Origin of the sequence: Zavarzinella formosa DSM 19928 (genome assembly GCF_000255705.1) — a bacterium.
Taxonomy (GTDB): Bacteria; Planctomycetota; Planctomycetia; order Gemmatales; family Gemmataceae; genus Zavarzinella; species Zavarzinella formosa.
Genome location: NZ_JH636439.1, coordinates 722,718 through 747,323, shown reverse-complemented (window position 1 = coordinate 747,323; position 24,606 = coordinate 722,718). Strand labels below are relative to the sequence as shown.

The following is a 24,606-nucleotide window of genomic DNA, read 5'->3' as shown; positions in this document are numbered from 1 at the left end:
CGACAAGCGGAGATTGGTCGCATGAAACCGATGGGAATGCTGCTGGCGATGGCCATCGCCCTGACGTTCGCGGTGTTTGTCGCCGCCCGGTGGGTGATGTACGCGAAAGCGGGACATCCCGGCTGGGCCTCGTTGATTCCGTTTTACAGCACCCATGTGGCCTTCAAAATCACCGGCCGTTCCCCGTGGTGGGAACTGGCCGTCTGTTTCTTTTACCCGATGTTTATTGTCGTTTGGATTCTGCAAAACCTCGATCTGGCCAGGGCGTTTGGCCGAAGTGTCTGGTTTGGCTTGGGTCTGATGTTGTTTCCATTTCTCTTTTACCCGGTGCTGGCATTCGGCGAATCCCGATACTCCGGCCCGGATGGCAAGGGTGCCTGCGCCACGCGGGGAACCAATCCCTTCCTGCGCGACCGCGACGGCCTCGGCGGACGGGCTTGGGACCAAGGCTAAAAAATGGCGGTCGAATCAACTTCCCGGCCGTCGTGGCTGGCCCGACGCGAGGGCCGGTGTCGTTTGCTCGCGGCCCTGCCATTGCTCATGGCCCTGTCATTGATTCGAGATTGGCTTCCCGCGCTCACCGCCTTGGGATTGGCCCTGCTGGTGGCGATCCTCGGAAAAGTTCACATTCGATGGCGGGGACTGATTTTTTCCATGCTTCCCGTGGCCCTGCTCCTTCCTTGGACGGTTCGCCACGGGGAAATCCTGTTCGAAACAAGTCCGCTCACCCTGACCGAAGGGGGAGTGATGTTTGTGATAGTGTTCATGTTGAAAACATTGGCCATTCTGCTGCTTGTGTCCGCGTTATTGGCATCTGCGCCGTTGCCCGCCCATGTGGTGGCCGCCCGGCGGTTGGGGTTGCCGAATCTCTTCGCCCATTTGCTGACGCTGACTTGGCGATACGTGTTTGTGTTGCGAGAGGAATGGGCAAGACTGCGGCTGGCCTTGCGGGTTCGCGGCTTTCGCAACCGCATGAACCGGCACGGCCGGCAAACAATCGGGCATGTCTTGGGGTCGATTTTGGTGAGGGGACATGCGCGGGCCGAACGGGTCGGGCAGGCAATGCGTTGCCGGGGATTCGACGGCCAATATCGCGAATTGGCCGCGTCTGCCGTGAAGACTCCCGATTGGGCAATGGTTCTGGCAGCCGTCATGATCGCGGGCGGCCTGATCGGTTGGGATGTCATTCGATGATCGATGTGCGCGAATTGAATTTCAAATATCCCGATGGCCGCCTGGCATTGAACGGCGTCTCGTTTCACGCGGAAGCCGGTGATCGGATTGGCCTGATCGGGCCAAACGGGGCGGGAAAAACCACCTTGTTGCTCTGCCTCACCGGCGTTTTGGAGCCGCCGGCAAACACCATCTTTGTCGCCGGGCTAGACCCGGCCAACCCGACCCACCGCCGGGTGATTCCTGCCCATGTCGGGTTGGTTTTCCAAAATTGTGACGATCAAATCTTCTCGGCCACCGTCGGTGAAGATGTCGCCTTCGGCCCGCTGAATCTCGGTTTGAACGACACGGAAGTTCGCCAACGGGTGGCCGAGGCATTGGCGACGGTCAACCTCACCGGTTTTGAGGATCGCGTGGCATTCCACCTCTCCGAAGGGGAAAAACGCCGGGTGGCCATCGCCGGGATTCTGGCCATGCGCCCGGACATCCTTCTCTTGGACGAACCATCCAGTTCGCTCGACCCGCGCGGGCGTCGCGGTCTCATCAACCTGTTGAAAACCCTCCCTGGCACGCAGATCATCGCCTCGCACGATCTGGCGATGATCCGCGAAACCTGCTCCCGCGTGATCTTGATGGACGCCGGACAGGTAGCGGCAGTTGGTTCAATCGAGATGCTGCGAGACAAGGAACTTTTGGAAAGGCATGGTTTGGAAATTTAAAGATTTCTGAATCAGGCGTGCCTTGGTGATTTCGCAACGAAACTCCTATTGGCCCGGATTGCAGATTAACCAGAGCATTCGGTAGAATATCCACAAGGTTCGCTGACGGGAGATGAATCATGCCGGAACTCACCCTGGAAACATTAGCCGCTCGTCTGGCATCGCTTGAACAAAAGGTTGCCGCCCTTAGCGGAGTGATTCCTCCAACCCGCGACTGGAAAAGCGTGGTTGGCATCTCCGTGGAGACAGATTTTTCCCGGCAAATGCAGGCAGAAATGGAATCCATTCGAGAGGCCGAACGCAAGGCTGCCCGCGAGGGAACCGGAGAATGATTCTCTTGGACTCCGATCATCTCAGCGTTCTCCGCTATCGCACTGGCGAACGGGCTGTTCGGCTTATTGGTCGGCTTGCCTTGGCCACGGAGCTGTCGGCACGACGGTAGTCAATGTTGAGGAATCGATGCGGGGGTGGCTCGCCTCGATTGCCAAGGAACGCCAGGCTCATCGCCAGATCATGGCCTATCGGGAACTCGCTGAACTCTTTGCCTTTTTCAGCGGGTATCACATCGCTCTGTTCAATGAATCCGCCGCCAATCTGTTTGACGGCTTCACCCGTATTCGCATCGGAACCATGGATCGAAAGATCGCCGCCATCGCGATGGTCCATAACGCCTTGCTGCTCACCAGGAACCGCCAAGACTTCGAGCAAATCCCCGGTCTTCGCTTTGAAAACTGGATGGATGCCGGGACAATATAAGTCGATTTGGCCGAATGCCACGCGGCCATCAACTGGTCGATGACACATCTACGCTGGTCTCCTCCGACTTCTCCATCATCGGCAATTCCAACCGCCAATCCTTTTCGACGTGTCGGCTCTGAGCGATTCGGCACGCTTGACTGAACGAACAGGTTTCTGTGCAAGTTTCGGAACGGGGAGCCAACGGAAATTGGGCGTCACGGATGCGGGTGATCAGTTCAACCACCCAAGCCTCCAGCTGGCCGCGATACGTCTCCCATTCGGCCGGATCGCGGAACCACCCGAGGGATGATTTCTTGCCCGCCGGGAGCATTCGCTTGGTTCCCTCGTCCGTCACCAGCCAATACGCAAGGCCAAGCGGGCGGGCGGGTTGATCTGGATAGAAGACTTTTTGCACCGCCAGCGCGTACAACGGCAATTGGAGTTTTTCAAGCGTGAGCAGTTGGGATGCCACGTAGTTTGTGCGTCGGCCGGTCTTGTAGTCGATGACCCAAAATCCCACTTCGTTGTTGGTCAATTCGGCCACATCCACGCGATCAATGCGGCCGCCGATCCGCACTTCTGTCTCGCCCACTTTGATGACCAGCGGCGGCCGGGCCTCGGGGTTCTTTTCCATGTCGAAGCCAAAATCGACCTCGAACAACGCAGGAGCGAGGGCCAGCTTTTCCTTGTGCCAGTCGCCGAGATAATCGTTCCAGTCATTGCGGTAATTCAAGACGGATCGCTGCAGTCGTTCCCCCTCCAGCTTCCAAAGCATCTTGGAAACTTCGCTCGGGGCACGGGCCACATATTCCTCAATGGCCGTCGTCAGATCGGCGGCGAGATCGTCCGTCACATGTTCGGGAACCGATTTTCGCGTCATCTCAGGATCGGTCTCCCGCAACCGCCGGTGCAGACGCGAGAGGGCACGGTGATAAGCCGATCCGCGACGAGTGTGTTCGATTTCTTCGCCGGGTTCCTCCAATTCCTCCAGACCCAACAGGTGTTCGAGCCAGAAGCGGAACGGACAGGCGACATAGGTTTCGAGGGCCGTCGGGCTGAAGACCCGTTCGGGGCCGAAACGTTCGCGGATGCGTTGCCGGGCCGAATCCGAGAGGAATAACCCGCTGAATTCGTTGTGGGCTTTCTCGTGGAATCTCGCTTCCGTGAGGTGTTTTGCCGCCCGCAAATGTCGTATCAACTCAGGCTTTAAGCCGACGGTCGGGAAGCGGCCATCATCCGGGGCTTCCCGCATCCGGTCGGCCAGTTGCACCCGGTATTCGGCATCGCTCAGGGCTTCCTGCGTGAGATATCCTTCGATCAACATTCGCTGATTCGTTGTTGGGATGGCGTTCTCCTCAAACGCCTCTGTGACGGCCCGCAGGAAGGCCGCCGGCAACATGTCCTGTCCCGCATCATCAACTGCCGGGTAACTGAAGATGAGTTCCTTGCATGGCCGGGCGACCAATTGCAGAAACAACAATTGCTCGCGAGGAAGCCGACAATCGCCGTGGGGGAATTTCAAACCATGATCCCGCAACACAGCCCGATCACTCTCGTCGAGAAGCGATTCCGGCAACCCGAAGGCGGGGAAACTTTTCTCGCCAAGGCCGGTGACGAACAGGTGATCGCAATCGACCTCAACCGCGGACTCGGGTGAAAGAACCCGCACACGGCCAGTCCAATTGGCTGATCGAGGACGCATCGTGTGCCGGGCAATCGTTGAAACACCCCGCCAGAAGGCGGCGGGCCGGATCGAGGGCGTTTGCCAGTCCGCGAGCATCTTCCAGAAGGCGGCGAGAGCCTGGCGATCCGCCTCACGTTCATTCGCCACTTCCGCCAAACCGATCTCAGCCGCAAACGACCGGAGCCACGCGGAAAATCCCGAAGCTGGCGTGGCGGCGGGGATTTCCTCCCATAAATCGAAGAACTTCCGCAAAAACGGCAGACATCGCTTGGCCAGTTCCCCCTTGCGACGGCGACGATGTTCTTCGGCCTGTTCATCTTCCAAGGCTTCGGGGGGCTTTTGCGCCCATGTAATCGCGGCCCGCAGGTAAGAATCCCGGCCGCGAGGCTCTCCGAGTTGCCGAAGCAAGCCCTCGGCATGGCGGGGCAAATCGTCTGCCGCCTCGGGCCAAACCGGTCGAAAGTAGTTGCTCCGCAGCAGAGCGGTCACGTCTTCAAAGGGCCAGCCATCCGCCGATAGTTGCGCGGCTCGCAATAGCGTCCGCACGGCCGGGTTGGCCTGCAACGGCTCCTCGACCTCATGGAATACTGGAATGCGATATTCAGCGAAGACATCCGGCAGCACGTGAATCATCGTTGACGGGTCGCGGGCCATGACGACGACCCGCTCCGGATCGCCCCCGGAGTTCAGCAATTGACGGATTCGCCGGGCGATCAGACGCATCTCCCCGAGAACCCCCGGAGCCTTGACGAGACTCACCCCGGCGGTCATTTTGCCCGGCTTGGCGTTTTCACGGAACAGATTCCCCGCCAGATGGGCGATCCCGGCCGGGCGATCATATTTCGGTTCTTTGCCCGTCTTCCCAGATACTTTTGGCTTGGGGTCAAGAAAACTCTCCCATGTTTCCTTGCACTCGGCATAAGTCCCCGGCCGACTTTTTGCCGGATCGGTGAACACGGTCACGCGGACCTCGCCGACATGCCCGGCCAAGGCATCCAGCAATCGGCGTTCGCACGGGTGGAAGAACCGAAATCCCGTGACGAACACGGTCTCCAACCGCTCAAACGTTTTCGGCAAACCCGCCGCCATCCGTTCGGCGGCCCTGTCAAAGACTTCGTGCGACCAGCCTTTTCCGGTTGCTTTGCCTCGCTCGGCAAATGCTTTTGTCAACCGGGCAATGTCCTCCCGTTTGGGGCTTCGATTCATCCGCAAAGCGGTCTCGGCCACCTCCGGGGAAATACCGTTCTCGGCCAATTCATTGAAATAACCGACACTCGAAGTGAAAAAGCCCCGGCGTTCGACAATGGCCGCGTGATAGGGAAGGGACTTTTTCCGGTGCAATTCGCCGATGGTGTCGTGAAGCGCCCAATGGGAGGCCGTCGCTGAATGGATGGCATCCCCGGCCACGCGACGGGCCAACTCTTCAAACGTGAGAATGTTTGGGGCGAATGTACCGGACGTGAGTTTCAGCAATTCCGCAAGGATCGTTTCCCGGCCCCAGTGATTTGAGACCAGCCACAGGCCCCGACCGGGTGTTTGCAGAATGGCGGCGTATTCGGTGCAGAGTTTCGGCAGAGTGTCGCGGGTGAGCGTGTCTTGAACGGGCCGGACCGGCATGATGGCTCGGGAGTGGATAACGAAAACGGGCCGCATCGGTGGGATGCGGCCCGTCGTGACTGTTCTTATTCTTCGACACCGACCTTACTGATTGAACACAAATTCCTTCGTGTTCAACAAAGCCCACACGATGTTTTCATAGGCCGTCTTCTTGGCCATCTTGTGCTTTTCGATGTGGTCGAGGGCGGTCTTCATGTCGGAATCTGTCGGCTTGCGGCCGAAGGCCCACATGAACAATTCCTCCACCTTCTCGGCATCCGGGCGGGTGTCCTTCGGATTGGCAAGGGCATCGGCCCGGCCGTTTGGACGGCCAAGTTTCGTTTGCACTTCATCCGAATTCAACAGATGCAGCGCCTGGGCCAGATTGGCTTCGCTCACCCGTTCGCATTCACAAGCACTGATGCGTTGCGGACGGCCAAACACGTCGAGGAAGTAACTTCCGAAAGACTCGTCCGGCAGCATGATCGCCCGCGTCGGAGCGAAGCGATCTTTCGGCAAGCCGTTGAAGCTCGTGGGCGAATCGGTCACCTGACAGACGGCGTCCAACAGAACTTCAGCCCCCATCCGCTTCGGGTAGTAGCGGGCATAGGCTTGCTTGTCGTGCTTGTTGAAGTCGTTCGGGATTGCGGAGAGCTGGTAGGTCCGGCTCTTGCAGATCGTCTTCACCAAGTCTTTCAGGCTGTACTTGCTGTCCGTCAGGCTCTTGGCCAGCGCGTCGAGGAGTTCCGGGTTCGACGGCGGGTTGGTCACCCGCATGTCGTCGAGCGGGTCCACGATGCCGCGACCGAAGAAGTGAGCCCAATAGCGATTGGCGACGGCCTTCGAGAAGAACGGATTCTTCACGTCGGTCATCCAGTCGGCCAGCTTCAGGCGGGGGTCTTCACCCCGTTCGATTTCCATCGGTTCGCCGTCAAGCGGCTTGATGACGGCCGTCTTGCTGGTCCGCTTGTTGGTAACGGCCCCCTCGGCCTTGCTGTAAATCACCTGCGTGTTCTGCTGTTGCGTGGCCCCGATCACCGGAACCTGCTTCTTGCCCACGCGGCCGAAGAACGCGGCCAAGCCCCAATAATCGTCCTGGCTCCATTTTTCGTAGGGATGATGATGGCAGTTCGCACAGGCGATCCGCAGACCAAGGAACACTTGGGCGGTGTCGTCCACGAATTGTTCGGGTTGGGCCAGATCTTTGTACCACACGGTCGGCGGGTTCTTGGATTCTTCCCCGGTGGCACCGAGGATGGACCGCACGAACTCGTCGTAGGGCATGTTGGCGGCGATGGCTTCACGGATCCAGCCGTGGAACGCGAACGTCCCCTGCGCCCGTTGGGCGGCGTTGCCGTCCTTGCCCCGCTTCACGCGGAGGATATCGGCCCACTTGTTGGCGAAGAAGTAGGAGTATTCCGGTGTTTCCACCAGTTGGTCAATCAGCGTGTCCTTCTTCTTCGCGTCCTTGTTGGCGACGAAGTCCTTCACTTGTTTCGGCGTCGGCAGCGTGCCGGTGATGTCGAGGTAAGCCCGACGGATGAATGCCTCGTCCGCAGCCGGGTCCGACGGGACCAAGCCGAGGTCTCGCCACTTCTTGGAGGTGTGCGTGTCAACCACCGTCTGAACCGGGAACTGCCATTCCGGAATTTTCATGCCGAGAGGAACCGTCCCGCGGTAAACGGCCACATGCCCCTGATAACGGGCCATGATGCCAGCTTCACCGCTGAGACCGAGCGTGCGAACTTGGGCGGCGATGTCCACCGTGGCGATTTCCTGGTCGTTCGAGTCGTATTGGGCGCGGCGGGTGATGTCTTCCACCGTTCCGTCCGTGTAGTGGGCGTAGACGGCGAATTGTTGCTTGTTGTGCCGGGTCATGATCCGGTGTTCGGGATACACGGTGATCTTCATCACCGTCGGGTCGGTTTCCTTCCCGTAAGGCATCCCGGCGGCGATCCACCGACGAACGAGTTTATATTCGTCCGAGTCCTTTTCCATCTTCTTGCCGCCACCGTGCGGGACAGCCCCGGTCCCCTTGAGGAGGAACAGGCTGCTATCCGGGGCGGCGGGCATCATCCGGCGGCCGCGTCCTTCCTTCACAAGGGCGATGTAGTCGTAATCAGGTTCAAAGCCGAGCAGCGAAATCTTGAAGCCGTTCTGACCGCTGGCCTTGCCGTGACAGCCGCCAGAATTACATCCGAGCTTGGTGAAGATCGGGACAATCTGATTCGGGAAGTTGATCGGCAGGTTTTCATCCGTGTGGGCAATGCTCACCGGAACCTTGACCGTCTTGTCCCCGAAGGTGGCGACGATTTCGGTTGTGCCATTCGCCAGCGGCATCACACGGCCAGTCGACAGGACTTTGGCCGATTTACCATCAGCCACCGAATAGATGGCGTCGCTACTGAGGTCCTGCAACCGGCCATCTTTCAAGGTGGCGGTCACAATGAGTTGGGCGGCGTCATCCATCCCCTTGAGTGCGAGCTTTTCAGGGTAGACGGTAATCGACTGGATGTCGGCCGGTTTCGGCATGGCGACAACATCCGTCGTCACCGGGATCGTTGGTGTCTTCGATTGATCAGCTCGAGCCACGCCGGGGATAATGGTTCCCAAAGCGAAGAGGAAGAGCCAACAGGAGAAGCGGGTTGGCATGCGGTAGGTCCTCCGAGTCAGAAATTTTGGCAGAGGTTCAAGGCGGGTGTGTACGATGGTCGGCGGGCAGGCAGGTCACGTTCCAAAGTGTATTTTGGCGTCCAAACCGGAAGATAGCAAGCGCGAAGTCGAAACGCAAGCACGGAATTTTGATTTGAATGGGTTTTTGCAATCCAGATGACTCCAATCCGCCCCTTGGTTGAATTCGCCGCTTCCGTAACCTGTTTAGGAACGTACCGATTCACGCACTCCGACCTTGGCGAGAACCAACCAGACACCATGCCGAAGCGCGACGACATCCACAAAATTCTGCTCATCGGGTCCGGCCCCATCATCATCGGGCAAGCCTGCGAGTTTGACTATTCCGGAACCCAAGCCTGCAAGGCGCTTCGCGAGGAAGGCTATGAGGTGGTGTTGGTTAATTCCAACCCCGCCACCATCATGACCGACCCGGAAACGGCCGACCGGACTTATATCGAGCCAATCACCTGGCAAATTGTCGAAAAGATCATCGAAAAGGAACGCCCGGACGCCCTGTTGCCGACGCTTGGCGGTCAGACAGCCCTGAACACGGCGATGGACCTGCACAAACACGGCGTGTTGAAGAAATACGGCGTCGAGATGATCGCCGCCAACCCGGACGTGATCGACAAGGCCGAGGATCGCCAACGCTTCAAGCAAGCTGTGTTGAAACTCGGGCTGGATGTTCCTCGATCCCAAGTGGCCACCACCCTCGCGCAAGCCCTGACCATCCTCGACGAAGTCGGCCTGCCCTGCGTTCTGCGGCCGAGTTTCACGATGGGCGGGACCGGCGGGGGTATCGCTTACAATAAAGATGAGTTCATCAACATCGTGAGTCACGGGCTGGAAATGTCCCCGACTTCGCAGGTGTTGATTGAGGAATCGGTGATCGGCTGGAAGGAATACGAGCTGGAGGTGATCCGGGACAAGGCTGACAACGTCGTCATCATTTGTTCCATCGAAAACCTCGACCCGATGGGCGTTCACACCGGGGACAGCATCACAGTGGCCCCGGCTCAGACTCTTTCGGACAAAGAATATCAGCGGATGCGCGACGCCGCCAAGGCGATCATCCGCGAGATCGGGGTCGAGACCGGCGGATCGAACATTCAATTTGCGACCAACCCGGCGAATGGCCGGATGATCGTGATCGAAATGAATCCCCGCGTGTCTCGGTCCAGCGCCCTGGCCTCCAAGGCGACCGGCTTCCCCATTGCCAAAATCGCGGCGAAACTGGCCGTCGGCTATACGCTGGACGAACTCAAGAACGACATTACCCGCGAGACACCGGCCTGCTTCGAGCCGACCATCGACTATGTGGTGACCAAGGTTCCCCGCTTCAACTTCGAGAAATTCCCGGAAGCCGACTCCACGCTGACGACACAAATGAAGTCCGTCGGCGAGACGATGGCCATCGGCCGGACGTTCAAGGAATCACTTCAGAAAGCCCTTCGCGGCTTGGAAGTGATGCGGTTCGGCCTCGGTTGCGACCGGAACGACCTTTGGGGAACCGATCAACAACCCTCAATGGACGAGATCGGCAACAAGCTGGCGACGCCGAACTGGGAACGAATCTGGTATGTGCGATACGCTTTTAAAGCCGGCCTGACCATTGAGGATGTGCATCGACGCAGTCGGATCGATCCGTGGTTCCTCACTCAGATCATGGATTTGGTCAAGATGGAAGACCGCCTGAAAGCCGTTGGCTCGCTAGCGGCCGTCACCCCGGATTTGATGCTGGAAGCCAAGCAAAACGGCTTCATCGACCGGCAACTGGCCAACCTTTGGAACAGCAACGAATTGACTATCCGCGAACGGCGAAAACAACTCGGCATCGACGCAGTCTTCAAGTCGGTTGACACCTGTGCCGCCGAATTCGAGGCGTTCACGCCGTATTACTACAGCACCTACGAACGCAAGCCGGTCACCCACGGCACAGAGACTGTTTCAGAAGACGAAATTCGGCCGTTCACCGGCAAAAAGCGAATCATCATCCTCGGTGGCGGCCCAAACCGCATCGGCCAGGGAATTGAATTTGATTATTGCTGCGTGCAGGCCGTGAAGGCACTGCGGTTGAACGGGTTTGAGACCATCATGGTCAACTCCAACCCGGAGACGGTCAGCACAGATTACGACACATCGGACCATTTGTTCTTCGAGCCGTTGACCGTCGAAGATGTGCTGAACATCGTGGACCGGGTGAAGCCTTTCGGCGTGATCGTGCAGTTCGGCGGGCAGACGCCGTTGAATCTCGCCAAAGCCTTGGCAGCGCAAGGTGTTCCGATTATTGGCACGAGCGTCGAAAGCATCGACACCGCCGAAGACCGTGAAAAATTCAGCAAACTCATCAACGATCTCGGCCTCAAACAACCCGCCAGCGGCACAACCCAAGACCTTCATGCCGCCCTGCACATCGCCCGGAAACTGACGTTCCCGGTGTTGGTGCGACCCAGCTTTGTGCTGGGGGGCCGGGCGATGGAAATCGTATACGACGAGGGGGAATTCAATCGCTTCGCCCGCTTCGCTTTGGAAGCCTCCAACGGCAAGCCGATCCTGATCGACAAGTTCCTTGAGTCGGCCGTCGAAGTGGACGTGGATTGCCTCAGCGATGGTCGCCGGGTGGTCATCGGCGGGGTGATGCAGCACATCGAAGAGGCAGGCATCCACTCCGGGGATTCGGCGTGCGTGATTCCCCCGCACAGTCTGGCGCCCGAGGTGATCGCCGAGATCAAACGGCAGTCAGTGATGCTGACGATGGCCCTCAAGGTGAAGGGGTTGATGAACATTCAGTTCGCCATCGCCAACGCCCACGGACCGAATGCGGAAATTTACATTCTGGAGGCGAACCCGCGAGCCAGCCGGACCGTGCCCTTTGTCTCCAAGGCGTCTGGAGTGCAGATCGCCCGGTTGGCGGCTCTCGTGATGGCTGGCAAAACGCTTGATGAACTCGGCGTGGCCAACGAAGTGGTTCCGACGCATTACAGCGTGAAGGAAAGCGTTTTCCCGTTCAACAAGTTTCCGGGAGTGGACATTATTCTCGGGCCGGAAATGCGCTCCACCGGCGAAGTGATGGGGATCGACGATACGTTTCCAATGGCCTTCGCCAAAGCCCAGATGGCCGCCAACGCCCCCCTGCCCCTCTCCGGGACGGTGTTCGTGTCAGTGGCCGACCGGGACAAGCAGGAGATTATTCCCATTGCCCGGCAATTCGCGGAGATGGGTTACCACCTGATCGCCACACGGGGAACCGCCAAAGTGTTGCGGGGGGCGGGAGTGCCGGTCGTCGAGGTGGCCAAGATTCAGGAAGGTCGGCCGAACCTGATTGACCGGATGAAGAACAACGAGATTTCGCTGATTCTCAACACGCCATCCCGGCGGGGTCGCCGGACGGACGAGACGAAGATTCGGGCCTCTGCCGTGGCCCATCGGGTGACGTGCATCACCACTCTCTCAGCCGCCCAAGCCGCCGCCCAAGCGTGTGATGCCATGCGGAAACAGGTGATGAATGTGACCCCGCTTCAGGAACGGTTTAAAATGTGATTAACCGGGCAGTTTGGAGGCGTCGGCTTTCCGAACCGGCGCCTTCGTTGGAGCCGGGGATGTGTCTCCTCCCTCGTTGCCAGCTTTCGGTTTTCCTTTTCCTGGAAGCGGTTCGATCTTGTCTGGTAAAGAAGCCGGTTTGTTCCCGCCGCCACATCCGATGATGAGAAGAGTCAATCCGATCATCAAATAGATTCGCATCGCAAATTCTCGCCGTCGAAAAATGAGGGGGTAAGAAAAAAGGCCGGGGATGGCCCCGGCCCACACGGACAAACTATTGAACGGGGATCAGTTTCCGGAGAGTTTGGACGCATCATAGACATTTCCATCGGCACAGGCGGTCGCATACACATAGGTGGTGTAGTCAATCGACCGGCGTATCCCCCGAACCGATCCGTCAGCCAGAGCAAAATTGACAACACCCGTGTGTCTGCTGGTGAATTTGTCGAATCCGGAGCCGGACGGATCATCCTCCGGTCGCATTCCCCAATAAGAAATCAGAAATCCGCTTCCCATCCAACCGTAGGAATACTGATCAAGCCATTTCTTGGTGGTTGGATCCGTGTCATCTCCCAATGTCTCGCCAAACATCAGCGTGTTGGATGTCCCATCGGTGACGGAGGCGATGGTGGTTTTGGACTGGTTATAAAAGATCCCCGCATACTGATCGTAGGGACCATAATTGATCTTGCCGAAATACCCGCCCACGCCCATGTAATTCGTCCGACCGGGGCCGGTGGTGGCGAACACATCAACGCCATACTGCCCCCCGGCATCGGTAAAGCTTCCCAACAGGCAGTTGGTCCGCGACAGAGCCGTGTCGGATGGACACAAATAGGTCGAAATCCGATACTGACCGGCCGTCCAGTCGGGGCCGAGATACCAATAAGCAATCGCGGGTTGGTTGATGTTCGTCGTGCTGGTGATCTGTCGAAACACGTTATCCTGTTCGATATATGGCAGCAACACCGCCAACAATCCAATTTGCGGATAATTGTCGATGACAGCATAGCCATCGGGGATGCCGACAGGCATGTTGACCATGCCGGGAGGGAAGACGCCGTTGGCTCCCTCGTAAGTGTGGGCTCCGAGCGAAATCTGCTTGAGGTTGTTGGAACACTTCATCCGGTTGGCGGCTTCGCGGATTTTTTGGACGGCCGGCAGAAGCAGACCGATCAAGATCGCAATGATCGCGATCACCACCAGCAGTTCGATCAGCGTGAAGCCGTCCCTGCTTCTCGCCGGTCGTGAATTTAAATGAGCCATCGGGGAAATTCCTGTCGGGGGGGTTGTGCCAGAGGGACAGGAAAACCCTACTTCGCATTACGCAAGAGAGCCAAAGTTGTCACATTAAAAAACGGCCGGAAAGATACTATCTTCTTGCTCAACATGAAAAAATGAGGTAAGGCGCAACCAATTCTGATTCACCCTCAAATCATCAGTGACTGGTTGAAAAAAATGATTCCGAGTTGGGGATGACGCAAAAACAAACAACGACATTGTCAAAAAATCTTTTCGGTGAGTCTGTCCGAAGGATTATTTCCATACATGAAAAATGAAGGTTTAAGACAAGGGCGGCACGAATTCAAACCATCAGGGCAAACTCTTGCCTTGATGGTCTGTTGATCACGATAGTCTCTGTGGAGGATTGGCTTTGATTCCACCACCCCCCTCGGTCTTCATCTGCATCTGCATTTTCCATGACTTTGTTGAAAAGCGGAGTTTTTGATTTGGGATGGTAGAGAGCCAGGCCCCCCGTCACGATGGTGTTATCGAGCCCCCATCGGCCAAGAGGACTAGCCATCTCCATCCGACCCCTTTCCTGCCGTTGCCTGACTAAGCCAAAAACTGGCATTGTCGCAACATCCTCATTTCGGCAACTATCGAGATGAGCCGACAAAACGTCTGCACAATGAAAAGACATCCGGCAAATCTCGAAAATGTCTTTTAAGAAAAAACGATGTCAAGGCACCTTTGCCGCTTTTGCCTCGGTATTGGCGTTCCCGGCGCCGCTCATCCCGGCAGGCTTCATGCCTGGAGGCAAAGTGGCCGGGTCAACCGGCTTGGGGTCTCCGTTCTTCACGTCCCCACCACAACCGTTCAAAATGAATGTCCCGAACAACAATAGCCAAAAGTATTTATTCATCGATTTTTATCTCAAAATTCCGATTTTTAGGGAAGGATTTCTCACAGACGAAGAATTTAGTTGAATGTAACCACTGCGCCATCTTGAGCACCGCATAACGACACATAAGTGGCGAAATCGACACTGCCTGAGAACGTGCGGATTGATCCGTCCATGAACATCGTGTTGATGCGGTTGCCACCGTGGAGACTCCCGGGAATACCGGCCCCGAGTCCGAGACCTTGGGCGCTGGTCACACAGTTGCCATTACCCGAATTGGGGCAGGTCCAGAAATTACTGGCGGTGTAGGCATGACCGTATGAATTTGATCCCCAACCATTGCTCGCCGATCCTGTGCCGAAATTCAGATAGCCGCCAGCCGATTCCGCGAACCCAATAGTATTGCTTGTGCCGTCGGAAACCCCCGCAATCGGGAGAGCGAAAGTGTCCAACCGGAACGGCCCCAGATAGGCGTCGTTTCCAGCGGCGTCGTTGGCGACATAGCCTATGTTCACCAGATAATTCGATTTGCCGGCCGCTGTGATTGTCGGGCCAAACCCGCTGCCACTGGTGAAGTAAGAGGTGTTGACTTGGATGGCGCTGCTCGATGTGCCGGCGGCCCCCCAAATGCCGCCCGAAGGGAAATGCTTGCCAGCAATCCCATACACCGTGATTTGGGCCATGTTCACCGCGACCGGTGCTGACGGACAGACAAACGTGCTCACGGCACCATTGTTGGCGTAATCACTACCGGTCGGAGGAGTCGCACCATATCCCGGTAACACCGGGAGAACGGCAGAGCCCCACCACGACGCACCGGCCGTCGTAAATGTTGGCAGCCAGAGATTATAGCGGTTGTCCTGCTCCATGTACGGCAACAGTAGAACAAGTGTTGTGTCGCCCCGAAAATTCATGCTGGGGGGCAGTTTCTGCATGGCGCTTTCGTAGTTGTGAACTGAAAGCCCAATCTGCTTGAGATTATTCGAACACTTCATCCGATTCGCCGCTTCGCGAATCTTTTGGACGGCGGGCAACAACAGCCCGATCAAGATGGCGATGATCGCGATCACCACCAACAATTCAATGAGGGTAAATCCCCTTCGTCGGGACGCACCGCTCCCAAAACAGAGTGACCCCAACATGTGGCGGTCTCCATTAGGAGAAAAAGAAAAAGTAAAAAAGATCAGCGAACCCCAAAAATGGGGTGGGAGAAGACAAAATCAAAAGAACTGAAAAACAATCCGGGGGAGATGATCGGATTGAGAGTGTCAAAATTTAACGTGGATGTTTTGAGTAACACCCCATCGAGTTAGAAACCCATTAAACCTTGACTTTTTATTTGTAACAAGATGATCGATTTGAAGCAATCAAATACTTCACGGATTTTTCATTTTATTGCAAAAAGGACACTGCACGAGAGCGAATAATGTCTTTTTGTTTTCTCAACAGTCAGTCATTTTTGTCGAGACTCAGCGTGACTGACCTTTTGAGGAGCGTTTTCCTGACGGCGCAAACCCAGCCACTGATAGTACGTTTGCAATTCAATTCGGGACTCGCCCTCGCTCATCACGCCGGCCTTCACCAATCGCCGGACGATGAACTCCGGCGGGTCTTGCTGAATGGCGATGAGAGTGCATAAGTGCCCCTGCTGAAACAATCCCATCGTCAGCACGGCCTCGTCAAACAACCGCCCGTCCTCGCGTTGGGCGCGAGTGAGTTTGATTGCGTTTTCACGGGAAAGCCAGCCCACTTGACGGGCGACCCGTTGCAAACATCTTCGGGGGACTCGTCGGTCGATGACGGCGGCCATCTTCTCCACAGATGTCACATGTCGGCGAATCAGGAACTCGCGAAAACTCCTCTGACGCACCGTTTCCAAACTCGCGCGTTCGGTTGCCTTCACCAAATTGACCGTCATGACGCGGTTTTTACCACTCCGTTTGGCTTGGTACATCGCTTGGTCGGCGGCCACCATCAAGTCATCAACCCGGACAAACGACACCCAAGGCACCGCAAAAGCCCCCCCGACGGAACAGCCGATCCGGCATTGTTGCCCGGCGAATTCCAACGGAAGATCGTTCAGCACGCGAACAATCCGTTCGCCGACCATTCTCACCCCCTCCTCCGTGCTTTCTTTGAGGAGAATGCAAAACTCGTCGCCGCCGAAACGGGCCACCACATCTTCGTCCCGAATATGGGTCCGCAATTGGGCGGCCACTTCTTTCAACACCACGTCGCCGGCCGCATGTCCGAACTTGTCGTTGACCGGCTTGAATCCATCGAGATCGATGAAAAGCAGGCCCACTCCCTGATGCGTGCGCTTGGCCCGCCGGAGATTCCGGGCGAGGGAATCCACAAGGTATGTCCGATTGTGCAAGCCAGTCAGTCCGTCCCGTGTGGTCTGTTCTTGAAGTTTGACGGCCTTTTCCCGCCATTCGGCCGCCTCTTGTTCGGCTTGCTTCTTTGTCTCTTGCTCGCGGATGCTTTCGAGGCTGGATTCCATCGTCAGGCGGACGAGTTCCTGGCTGGCATGGACCAGCACATCCGCAAAATTGATATCCGGCCCCATGTCCACGTTTAGGTAGGCGGCCATCTGCTTCACCTTTTCGGCAAGCGGGGCCAGCACTTCCGTTAACATCTCTTCGTTCATGCCGAGGATGGCCTCGGCATCGTCCAACACCTGTTTCCGAAGTCCGGGGACATGCGGATGAGTCAGAAAATCACTGGCGAGACTGGAGAAGTACAGCAATTGGGTGCGTGTGCTTGTCTCCGCGTCCGATTCGTCAGCCAGTTCCGGCTGATGATGCCAGGCGATGGCGTTGGTCATCGATTCGGGAAGACGCCAGCGACGGAGCAATTCAGCGCTCACGTCCGCATGAGTCAACCCGAACGTGGCCGCCTCAAGTTCACTGACGCGGCATTGTGATTGACCTCGGGCTTGTTCAAGGATCGTCGCGTAATCTTTGGAACGCCCCTGAATCAAGATGAGCTGACCCAGATCCCGCATCAGCGAGGCCAGCAGATCGCTCTCCGGATCGCGGCGACTGAATCGGGCTGAGAGTTCACGAGTGATGATCGCCCCGATCACCGACGATTTCCAGAAATCCGCAAGCAGAGCGGGTGTCGGACAACTAGAGCGGATGGCCGGGAGATACAAGGTGAGAATGAGAGATCGCACGCGGGTGAGCCCGAGCATCACCAAGGCTTTGTCCACGGACGTGACCGGACGGGAAAACGAATAGAGAGCGGAATTCAGCGTCTTGAGGATCAAACCGCACAGGGCAGGATCTTGGCGGATGATTTCCCCGACGGCGTCCAGCGTGCAATCAGCGCTGCCGACCTTTTCCAGAACCCGCAATGCCACGGAAGGAAGCGTTGGGATCTTTGGATTGCGAAGCAATTCATCAAGAAAATCGATGTCAGCCATGTCGGTTCGCACGGTACGGGGGATCGATCGGCCTACTTTTTCAGAAACCGGCGGGAAGCAATCGCTCGGCCAATTTTTTCATGGCCGGTCCCATTCGTGGAGCCATGGCGGGGTCGGCGGCCACTTGATCCAAAAGCCCGTCAAATTCGGACATCTCCGTCGAAAACTCTCCCTGGCTGATTGCCTGACAAGCCAGATCGATCACGGAAATGGCGACGCAATCAATGGGCAGATTGATGGTCATGTCTTTGAGCTTGCGCTGGCGACCGGAAGCCCGAATTCGTGCCGCGATACGATACGCCAACTCTAGCATCATGCTCCGGAGTTCCGCCTGCTGACCGGTGGGGACAACCGGATCTTGTGTGAGAAATTTCATTCAATATCGGGAAAATATGTGCGGGGATCAAACGAACGACGGAATCACGGGTCAACTGACTGATCGATTGCCTTGGACAAAACTTGCATCAGTCTTGAGGAATCGTTGAAAAATTTGCCCAAGATATTTCAGCTCGCCATGTGATTTCGCGCGGTGCGCGCAAACTCTTCCGGTCAAGAAGAATGGACAATTTGAGGCATGGCAGAATGAGATTTGAGTTTCAGGGAGAATCGTTTGAAGTTCCGATAAATAGAACCGGCCAAGGACTCAACTTGTTTGCTGAAAACAAGAACCTCATCAGCCGATGATTTGCCCGATGGCCCATTCGCACGCCTCGCGGACCATCGGATCAGCGTGGCTGGCCCCCTGACGCAACGCGGGCAGCGCGCCGGTCGCACGTTGGTTGCCCAGAACGATGGCGGCGTTTCGCAGAAGGCTTCGCCAGTTTGCCCGCAACAGGGCGCTTCCTTCAAACCGTTTGCGGATTTGGTTTCCGGAAAGGGTGAAGAGTTCAATCAAATTGATTGACGAGATCGCGGGGTCCATCGGCAAACCGGGATTGGCGTTTCCGTGCCGGTTCCACGGACATACGTCCTGACAAACATCACATCCGAAAAACCACTCGCCGACATTTGGCCGCAATTCCAACGGCATGGGCTTCTTCGATTCAATGGTCAGATAACTGATACATTTTCGCGCATCCAGCATTCCCGGCCCGGCGAAAGCATCCGTGGGACACGCATCGAGACAGGCGGTGCAGGTGCCGCAATGACTTCCGGTGTGCGGAGCGTCCGGTTCCAGTTCCAGCGTGGTGAGTAATCCGGCGAGGAAGAAAAAACTGCCAAGCTGTTTGTTAATCAGCATGGTGTTCTTGCCGAACCATCCAAGTCCGGCCCGGCGGGCGAAGTCCCGTTCCAACAACGGGGCCGAATCGGTCACCCCTCTCGCCGTGCAACCTAGAATCTCGGATTGAAGCCAATCCCTCAGCAGGTTGAGTTTGTCCCGACAGAACTCGTGATAGTCCGGCCCGTGGGCATATTTGCCGACCTTCGCCCCGCCGGGAGGAATCTCCGTGGGATAAGTGAGGGCCACCATGATGACGGATCGCACGCCGGGCAACATCGATTCGGGATGCCGTCGCAGTTCGGCCCGTTCTGTCAGATAGGCCATTTCTCCGGCAAATCCCCGCGAGAGCCATTCTTGAAACCGTTCAAAATGATCGGCCTCGGACGCGCGGGCAATCCCGGCCAGCGCAAAGCCTTGCTCAAGGCATTTGGCTTTGATTCGGGCTTCGAGAGTGGGAGCCGGAGTTTTCAGGATTCATTTCCCCGCCCGTTCGCGGAAGATGGTGTAAGCCGTTTTGCCCAGCGACCAAAGCTGCTCAAACACTTTGCCAACACGATCTTCGTTGGCGCTTTCGTCAAGACACCGCAAAAACGCCACGCCTCTTGCCTCGCCGAGCAGGTTGACAACCCCAGCCAGCACGCCCTCGGTCACATTCCACTGGCGGTTCTCAGCCGTACAAGCCGGAACAATGTTGGCCGCGTCCGGAAATGACTCGCGGGCGGTTCCCACGGCATCGCGGATGCTCTTTTCCTTCGGCCGGATTCCCGCAGACCAATCATAAGGCGGTTGCCATTCCATTGCCGGGGTCAGCAGATCTGCATGAGTCAGCACCGCCATGATCGGCGGGATTTTGTATTGCGGCCGGGTGCGGAACCAATTTTGAAGGGCACCGACAAAGTTCACATCCGCCTGTTTGGCGGCGTTTCGGGCATGGCCAACCAGCAAGACCAGATCCGACTGACGCACCACCTCGGCCGTTTTGTCCACCTGATCGGCATCGGCCCCCTCATGGGAGTAGCCGATAGAATCCATGATGTGCAACGTGGCCGGGAGGCCACTCGATTTCAGAACGTATTCGGTGATTGTGTCCGTGCAGGGCAAAACGTCCGTCTGGGCCTTGCGTTCGCCCAGCAAGGCGTTGATGAGGGAAGACTTGCCGGCCTTCACCTGGCCGATGACGGTGATCGTCACCGGCCGGGCCTCGGGAGAAGCCCCGCCTCCCCCCTCGTCAGCCCGGATGGTTTGTTCCTGAAGCTCCCGATATTTTTCGGCCCCGACCTTGAGCCGGCCGCTGTAGAGTTCGATGAGATACCGGCCGACATCACTGATGAACTCGGCGTAAAACCAGTTGATAACCCCGCGTTGCAACCGGTCTTGCAACGGAGTCAGCGTGGTCTTGGCCGCGAGATAGCGGGCGGCGGTCTTCACCGGATTCAGCACGGCCGAGACCACCCAGTACCCGTTGTTGGCGTGCTTCATCCACCCGATGGCCTTCTGGGTCTTTCGCCAATGATCGATGGTCATCAGGTGGCTGCCCGGCACATATTTCCGCACCCGGTCATGAAGCTCGCGGGTCGCCAGTTCAATGACGGTGAGCAATTCCGGGATGGTCACCGGCCCGACCGGATCGGAGGCGCCGGGTTGGTAGACGACGGAAAGCTCCTTGGCGATGGCCTCGGCCGTATCGTAATAGAATTTTGGCTGGGTTAACGCCTCCTGATCGAGATCAGCCGACTTTTCGACGCGGGCTTGCACCATCCCCCAGGCAAACTGGTCACGATCAGTCCAATGCGGATCGCCGGGATGGCTGTCCGTCTTGGTTTTCATCCGTCGGGCCACTTGCCAGCCGAGAAAATACGCCGTTCCAAAACAGAGGGCCGTGGGCCACCAGACGTAAAACGTCCAGCCCGTTTCAAACAGGTGGTAAGCCCCGACCCCCATGTAAAACAGGAGCGGGATGATAATCAGCAAGATGATGGCTAACAGCCGAAGACGAGTCATGAAAAGAATGTCCAGCGATGACGGGAACGATGACGAATGGTAATTCGTTGTCTCACCCGCCCGGTTTCCAAAAACGGCTGGCTTTGCCGAGTTCTTCCTCAAAAATACGCTTCAATGTCCCAGTGTCGGGCACATGCCCCTGGCATACGGCCCGGTAATAGATGCAAAACGCCCGGCCGAGGGCGAATGTCATTCCAAACGCCAGCGCGGCCCCGGCGGCTGAACCCACCCCCGGAATGATCTTGATGGCTTCCCGCGCCGCCTGACGGGCCAACACTCCGGCTCCAAGCGATGAGGCTATTTCCCAAAATCGCTCGGCGCTGAGCGGTTGGCCGTAGACCGTGGCGAGGTCCGCAATCATCTTGGCCTGAATGCCCGGCAGCAGGAACATATCGATAAACGGAACCGGAATCGCCCCGGCTCCGGCCGCAAGAGTGCTGTAACTGACAATCACCGGCATGGCCCGCCGTAATGACTCGTCGCGGAACTCACTGGTCACGGCATCCAGCGTGAGCATCGTTTGCCGGATGGCCTTCGGCAAATGGTCGAGGATCGACTGTTTGAGGGCATCTCCCCCGTAGTTCGGTTCGGCGAAACCTTCCTCCGGCTTCGTCAAGTCGATGGGAATGATGTCATCGACCAGTGTTTTGAACCGGTCCTGTTGGAGGGCAATTGATCGCGTGAGATCCACGGAAATATTCGGCGGGTACAAGGAGGAACCGAAGGGATAAGGTGTCGGATGTTGCTTCTGCGGATAGGCTTCGTGCAAGCACGTCAGCAACAACAACACCGGCCGGCCGGGTTTCGCCCGCCGAATGGTGTCCAAGTTTCGCACCAGATTCTCTTGGGCGTGGTCCAACGCCTTGACGGTGACGACAATCACATGGGCTTTGTCGTTAAACTGCGCCAAATCCTCGGCCGGGTCGTAGCCCGGCTCGTCGATTCCCCGCGTGTCGAGAAAGTTCAACAGCGGAGCTTCGGGATTGGGAAAAGGATACTCCCGCGAATAACGAGTGCAGGGCCGGAATCCATTGCCGATCTCGGCTTCCGGTGCCCCGGTGAGGTAATGAATGACGGACGTTTTGCCCGTCTGGGTGCGGCCAAGCATCCAAAACACCGGCATGTTCGCCCGGTGCCTGGCATCGGCAATGCCGGCTTGGAACTTTTGATCCCGACCGGCGAACAGGTTGGCCAGATTGGCCCATGAAGGATACATCGGGCGACCCGTCCAATGAAGGGAGAACCGTTTCAGACCATTTTAGCCGGGTGAACCCGATTCGGAATTCGGAATTCGGAGTTTCCAAACGTCCCGCCCCTCTGGAAACTCTGAACGGGAAACCGGAGACTAGGAGCATGGCTCTCCTCAAAATCACCGGCGGCCTCATTCACGATCCGCTCAACGGGATTGACGGCGTTGTCAAAGACATTTGGATTCGTGACGGCGTGATTATCGCCGAACCGGCCCATGAATCACCCGACTGGGTGATTGACGCCGCCGGGTTAGTGGTCATGCCCGGCGGGGTGGACATGCACGCCCACATCGCCGGGCCGAAGGTCAATTTTGCCCGCAAGATGCGGCCGGAGGACCGCCGACGCCAGCCCGCCATGCCGCGCACACGGTTGCAACGCTCCGGCACCTTGGGAAGCACCCCCAGCACCTTCGCCACCGGATACCTCTACGCGGGCCTCGGCTACACCACCGTGTTCGACGCCGCCATTCCGCCGCTCGGGGCCAGACACACTCACGAGGAATTCCACGACACACCGATAATTGACAAGGGCTTTTTCGTCCTGCTTGGCAACAACCTCTATGCCCTCGAACAACTGGCGAATGGCGAAACGGACCGCCTGCGCGATTACATTGCGTGGATTCTCAATGCCACGCGGGGATACGCCATCAAGGCCGTGAATCCCGGCGGCGTGGAGAACTGGAAACGCGGCGGCGAACACAACACCGGCATCGACGACCCGGTTGCCGACTTCAACCTCACTCCCCGGCAAATCATCAGCGGACTGGCGAAAGAGATCGACGCCTTAGGCTTGCCGCACTCGCTGCATCTGCATTGCAACCGGCTCGGGATGCCGGGGAATTGGCCCACCACACTTGATTCGATGGCGGCCCTCGAAGGTCATCGCGGGCATCTCACGCATGTGCAGTTTCACAGTTACGGCGGCGGTCCGGACGATCAGGGGACATTCTGTTCCAAGGTAACCCGACTTGCGGATTACGTGAACGCCCATCCGAACCTGACGGTGGATGTGGGCCACGTCGTTTTCGGTGAAACAACCTCCATGACCGGCGACGGCCCGCTCGGGCATTACCTGCGCAAAGTCACCGGCAAAAAGTGGTTCAACAGCGAGACGGAGTGCGAGGCCGGTTGCGGCATCGTCCCCATCGTCTACCGAGAAAAGAGTTTTGTCCACGCCCTGCAATGGTGCATCGGCGTCGAATGGTATCTGCTGGTGAACGACCCCTGGCGAGTGGCCATGAGCACCGACCACCCCAACGGCGGCACGTTTCTGGCTTATCCGGAGATGATTGCCGTGCTGATGGACCGTGATTATCGCCGGGAAGTGTTGAAGAAACTCCCCGAGAAGATTCGCCCCCGGTGCGTGCTGTGGGACTTGGAACGCGAATACACGCTGAACGAAATCGTGATCGTCACCCGCGCCGGCCCCGCGAAGATCCTCGGCCTCAAACATAAGGGCCATCTCGGCATCGGAGCCGACGCCGACATCACCATCTACACACCGGGCCGGGACATCAAAGCGATGTTCGAGATGCCGAGAATGGTGTTAAAGGCAGGCGAGATTGTCGTGGAACGGGGAGAGTTGAAGACGACCCCGTTCGGCCCGACGATCCACGTCCAACCCGGTTACGACGACTTGCTGGAAAATAACCTTCGCCCGTGGTTCGAGAAAAACTATTCCATGTCGTTTGCCAACTATCCCGTCAGCGACTTGTATCTGTCCCGCGGCGCGCGGGTGGTTTCATGAATCCATCGCAACTCGGCGAGGCGATCCGCAAAAGGATCCCATCGCTGCCTTCCATTTTGGAACCAAACCGCCTCCCCGTTGACGGAATGACAAGGATGGTTCGACCGCTGGAGGATCTGTCAAAAGATCAGTCCGCTTATTGGGACGCGGTCGTGTTCGACAACTCGTTGTGTTTCTCTCCCAATCAACCGGAATCATTGCGACAGGCATGTCGAATTCTGAAACCGGGAGGCCGGTTGATGATCGGTGATGTCGTCCGCAAACGAACACTCCCGCGAGACCTTGAAAATCAATTGCCCCTCCGGTCATGCGGATTTGTCCAGGCGATCTTGTCAAAGGATTACCCTCGTCTGCTGACAGAAGCGGGATTTTCCGGCATCAAGCTCATGGAACAACCGGGAATCGACGAATTGATCGTGCGTTATGACCTCGCCCTGTGGGAAGAGCCGGTTCCATGCAAGCCCGTCACTGAGGAAGAATGGATCGCCTCCACGCAAGCATGTTGCGGACTGGACACGCCGCGATCCGAAAAACTGGCTGAAATTTTGAAGTGCGAGGATGTGAACTCCCTTTGGGCGACGGCGTTTATCTTGGCCGACAAAGCCTGAAACTTTTGGGAATCCACGAAGATAAGCAGGAATTTATCTTCGTAAATGATTATCAGATAATAGTTTAAGAAATATTAAGACCCCTTCTTTTTCCTTCACTCTA

19 protein-coding genes are annotated in these 24,606 nt (G+C 57.3%); 9 read left to right on the top strand and 10 right to left on the bottom strand.

What is annotated here, in order from left to right:
* Positions 1 to 21 precede the first annotated feature (21 nt).
* From BGIM_RS48590 to BGIM_RS48580, 5 genes are all read left to right on the top strand, one after another.
* Positions 22 to 453, top strand: a complete 432-nt coding sequence (locus tag BGIM_RS48590) for a DUF5684 domain-containing protein (RefSeq protein ID WP_020468518.1) — start codon at positions 22 to 24, stop codon at positions 451 to 453.
* A 3-nt stretch (positions 454 to 456) separates the two neighbouring features.
* Positions 457 to 1,194 (top strand): energy-coupling factor transporter transmembrane component T family protein, encoded by a 738-nt coding sequence (locus BGIM_RS48585; RefSeq protein WP_020468517.1) that lies wholly within the window; start codon positions 457 to 459, stop codon positions 1,192 to 1,194.
* On the top strand, positions 1,191 to 1,892 hold the full coding sequence (locus BGIM_RS0104035; RefSeq protein WP_020468516.1) for an energy-coupling factor ABC transporter ATP-binding protein: 702 nt from the start codon (positions 1,191 to 1,193) through the stop codon (positions 1,890 to 1,892). The genes BGIM_RS48585 and BGIM_RS0104035 overlap by 4 nt, the downstream gene beginning before the upstream one ends.
* A 119-nt stretch (positions 1,893 to 2,011) precedes the next feature.
* Positions 2,012 to 2,224: a hypothetical protein gene (locus BGIM_RS0104030; RefSeq protein WP_020468515.1), complete on the top strand. Its 213-nt coding sequence runs from the start codon at positions 2,012 to 2,014 to the stop codon at positions 2,222 to 2,224.
* Positions 2,225 to 2,351: 127 nt separating this feature from the next.
* Complete coding sequence (locus BGIM_RS48580) at positions 2,352 to 2,648, top strand: type II toxin-antitoxin system VapC family toxin (RefSeq protein WP_020468514.1); 297 nt, start codon at positions 2,352 to 2,354, stop codon at positions 2,646 to 2,648.
* 28 nt (positions 2,649 to 2,676) lie between these two features.
* Here BGIM_RS48580 and BGIM_RS0104020 read toward each other — a convergent pair whose 3' ends face one another.
* Together BGIM_RS0104020 and BGIM_RS0104015 are read right to left on the bottom strand one after the other, a co-directional pair.
* On the bottom strand, positions 2,677 to 5,931 hold the full coding sequence (locus tag BGIM_RS0104020; protein WP_029629724.1) for a PD-(D/E)XK nuclease family protein: 3,255 nt from the start codon (positions 5,929 to 5,931) through the stop codon (positions 2,677 to 2,679).
* An 84-nt stretch (positions 5,932 to 6,015) separates the two neighbouring features.
* Positions 6,016 to 8,562, bottom strand: a complete 2,547-nt coding sequence (locus tag BGIM_RS0104015; RefSeq protein WP_020468512.1) for a DUF1549 and DUF1553 domain-containing protein — start codon at positions 8,560 to 8,562, stop codon at positions 6,016 to 6,018.
* A gap of 279 nt (positions 8,563 to 8,841) precedes the next feature.
* On the opposite strand from BGIM_RS0104015, the gene carB reads away from it, so the two are divergent.
* On the top strand, positions 8,842 to 12,123 hold the full coding sequence (gene carB, locus BGIM_RS0104010) for a carbamoyl-phosphate synthase large subunit (RefSeq protein ID WP_020468511.1): 3,282 nt from the start codon (positions 8,842 to 8,844) through the stop codon (positions 12,121 to 12,123).
* Here carB and BGIM_RS0104005 read toward each other — a convergent pair whose 3' ends face one another.
* Positions 12,124 to 12,324: a hypothetical protein gene (locus BGIM_RS0104005; RefSeq protein ID WP_157368598.1), complete on the bottom strand. Its 201-nt coding sequence runs from the start codon at positions 12,322 to 12,324 to the stop codon at positions 12,124 to 12,126.
* An 87-nt stretch (positions 12,325 to 12,411) separates the two neighbouring features.
* Positions 12,412 to 13,389 (bottom strand): DUF1559 domain-containing protein, encoded by a 978-nt coding sequence (locus BGIM_RS0104000; protein WP_020468509.1) that lies wholly within the window; start codon positions 13,387 to 13,389, stop codon positions 12,412 to 12,414.
* Between the two features lie 674 nt (positions 13,390 to 14,063).
* On the opposite strand from BGIM_RS0104000, the gene BGIM_RS0103990 reads away from it, so the two are divergent.
* The gene (locus BGIM_RS0103990; protein ID WP_020468507.1) at positions 14,064 to 14,333 is read left to right on the top strand and encodes a hypothetical protein; all 270 of its coding nucleotides are present in this window, start codon (positions 14,064 to 14,066) and stop codon (positions 14,331 to 14,333) included.
* Here the strand turns inward: BGIM_RS0103990 and BGIM_RS56895 are convergent.
* The 6 genes from BGIM_RS56895 to BGIM_RS0103960 all read right to left on the bottom strand — a co-directional run bounded on the left by BGIM_RS56895 (position 14,326) and on the right by BGIM_RS0103960 (position 22,114).
* Complete coding sequence (locus BGIM_RS56895) at positions 14,326 to 15,390, bottom strand: DUF1559 family PulG-like putative transporter (RefSeq protein ID WP_020468506.1); 1,065 nt, start codon at positions 15,388 to 15,390, stop codon at positions 14,326 to 14,328. The genes BGIM_RS0103990 and BGIM_RS56895 overlap by 8 nt on opposite strands.
* A gap of 311 nt (positions 15,391 to 15,701) precedes the next feature.
* Positions 15,702 to 17,675 carry a sensor domain-containing diguanylate cyclase gene (locus BGIM_RS0103980; RefSeq protein ID WP_029629722.1) on the bottom strand — a complete coding sequence of 658 codons (1,974 nt, stop codon included), beginning with the start codon at positions 17,673 to 17,675 and terminating at the stop codon, positions 15,702 to 15,704.
* Positions 17,676 to 17,715: 40 nt separating this feature from the next.
* On the bottom strand, positions 17,716 to 18,051 hold the full coding sequence (locus BGIM_RS0103975) for a hypothetical protein (protein WP_020468504.1): 336 nt from the start codon (positions 18,049 to 18,051) through the stop codon (positions 17,716 to 17,718).
* Between the two features lie 297 nt (positions 18,052 to 18,348).
* Positions 18,349 to 19,335: a tRNA epoxyqueuosine(34) reductase QueG gene (queG, locus tag BGIM_RS0103970; protein ID WP_084759675.1), complete on the bottom strand. Its 987-nt coding sequence runs from the start codon at positions 19,333 to 19,335 to the stop codon at positions 18,349 to 18,351.
* 36 nt (positions 19,336 to 19,371) lie between these two features.
* A complete protein-coding gene (locus tag BGIM_RS0103965) occupies positions 19,372 to 20,898 on the bottom strand; it encodes a GTPase family protein (protein ID WP_020468502.1) in 1,527 nt (508 codons plus the stop codon).
* 52 nt (positions 20,899 to 20,950) lie between these two features.
* Entirely contained in the window at positions 20,951 to 22,114 is a 1,164-nt protein-coding gene (locus BGIM_RS0103960; protein ID WP_020468501.1) for a YcjF family protein, read from the bottom strand.
* A 137-nt stretch (positions 22,115 to 22,251) separates the two neighbouring features.
* Between BGIM_RS0103960 and BGIM_RS0103955 the strand changes: the two genes are divergently transcribed.
* Together BGIM_RS0103955 and BGIM_RS0103950 are read left to right on the top strand one after the other, a co-directional pair.
* Positions 22,252 to 23,895, top strand: coding sequence for a formylmethanofuran dehydrogenase subunit A (locus BGIM_RS0103955; protein ID WP_020468500.1), 1,644 nt, complete (start codon positions 22,252 to 22,254; stop codon positions 23,893 to 23,895).
* A 95-nt stretch (positions 23,896 to 23,990) separates the two neighbouring features.
* Positions 23,991 to 24,503, top strand: a complete 513-nt coding sequence (locus tag BGIM_RS0103950; protein WP_020468499.1) for a methyltransferase domain-containing protein — start codon at positions 23,991 to 23,993, stop codon at positions 24,501 to 24,503.
* Positions 24,504 to 24,606 lie beyond the last annotated feature (103 nt).

Bases quoted from the DNA above. Each gene is read 5' to 3' on its own strand.
- BGIM_RS48590 (WP_020468518.1), top strand. From the start codon at position 22: ATGAAACCGATGGGAATGCTGCTGGCGATGGCCATCGCCCTGACGTTC.
- BGIM_RS48585 (WP_020468517.1), top strand. From the start codon at position 457: ATGGCGGTCGAATCAACTTCCCGGCCGTCGTGGCTGGCCCGACGCGAG.
- BGIM_RS0104035 (WP_020468516.1), top strand. From the start codon at position 1,191: ATGATCGATGTGCGCGAATTGAATTTCAAATATCCCGATGGCCGCCTG.
- BGIM_RS0104030 (WP_020468515.1), top strand. From the start codon at position 2,012: ATGCCGGAACTCACCCTGGAAACATTAGCCGCTCGTCTGGCATCGCTT.
- BGIM_RS48580 (WP_020468514.1), top strand. From the start codon at position 2,352: ATGCGGGGGTGGCTCGCCTCGATTGCCAAGGAACGCCAGGCTCATCGC.
- BGIM_RS0104020 (WP_029629724.1), bottom strand. From the start codon at position 5,931: ATGCCGGTCCGGCCCGTTCAAGACACGCTCACCCGCGACACTCTGCCG.
- BGIM_RS0104015 (WP_020468512.1), bottom strand. From the start codon at position 8,562: ATGCCAACCCGCTTCTCCTGTTGGCTCTTCCTCTTCGCTTTGGGAACC.
- carB (WP_020468511.1), top strand. From the start codon at position 8,842: ATGCCGAAGCGCGACGACATCCACAAAATTCTGCTCATCGGGTCCGGC.
- BGIM_RS0104005 (WP_157368598.1), bottom strand. From the start codon at position 12,324: ATGCGAATCTATTTGATGATCGGATTGACTCTTCTCATCATCGGATGT.
- BGIM_RS0104000 (WP_020468509.1), bottom strand. From the start codon at position 13,389: ATGGCTCATTTAAATTCACGACCGGCGAGAAGCAGGGACGGCTTCACG.
- BGIM_RS0103990 (WP_020468507.1), top strand. From the start codon at position 14,064: ATGTCTTTTAAGAAAAAACGATGTCAAGGCACCTTTGCCGCTTTTGCC.
- BGIM_RS56895 (WP_020468506.1), bottom strand. From the start codon at position 15,390: ATGTTGGGGTCACTCTGTTTTGGGAGCGGTGCGTCCCGACGAAGGGGA.
- BGIM_RS0103980 (WP_029629722.1), bottom strand. From the start codon at position 17,675: ATGGCTGACATCGATTTTCTTGATGAATTGCTTCGCAATCCAAAGATC.
- BGIM_RS0103975 (WP_020468504.1), bottom strand. From the start codon at position 18,051: ATGAAATTTCTCACACAAGATCCGGTTGTCCCCACCGGTCAGCAGGCG.
- BGIM_RS0103965 (WP_020468502.1), bottom strand. From the start codon at position 20,898: ATGACTCGTCTTCGGCTGTTAGCCATCATCTTGCTGATTATCATCCCG.
- BGIM_RS0103960 (WP_020468501.1), bottom strand. From the start codon at position 22,114: ATGTATCCTTCATGGGCCAATCTGGCCAACCTGTTCGCCGGTCGGGAT.
- BGIM_RS0103955 (WP_020468500.1), top strand. From the start codon at position 22,252: ATGGCTCTCCTCAAAATCACCGGCGGCCTCATTCACGATCCGCTCAAC.
- BGIM_RS0103950 (WP_020468499.1), top strand. From the start codon at position 23,991: ATGGTTCGACCGCTGGAGGATCTGTCAAAAGATCAGTCCGCTTATTGG.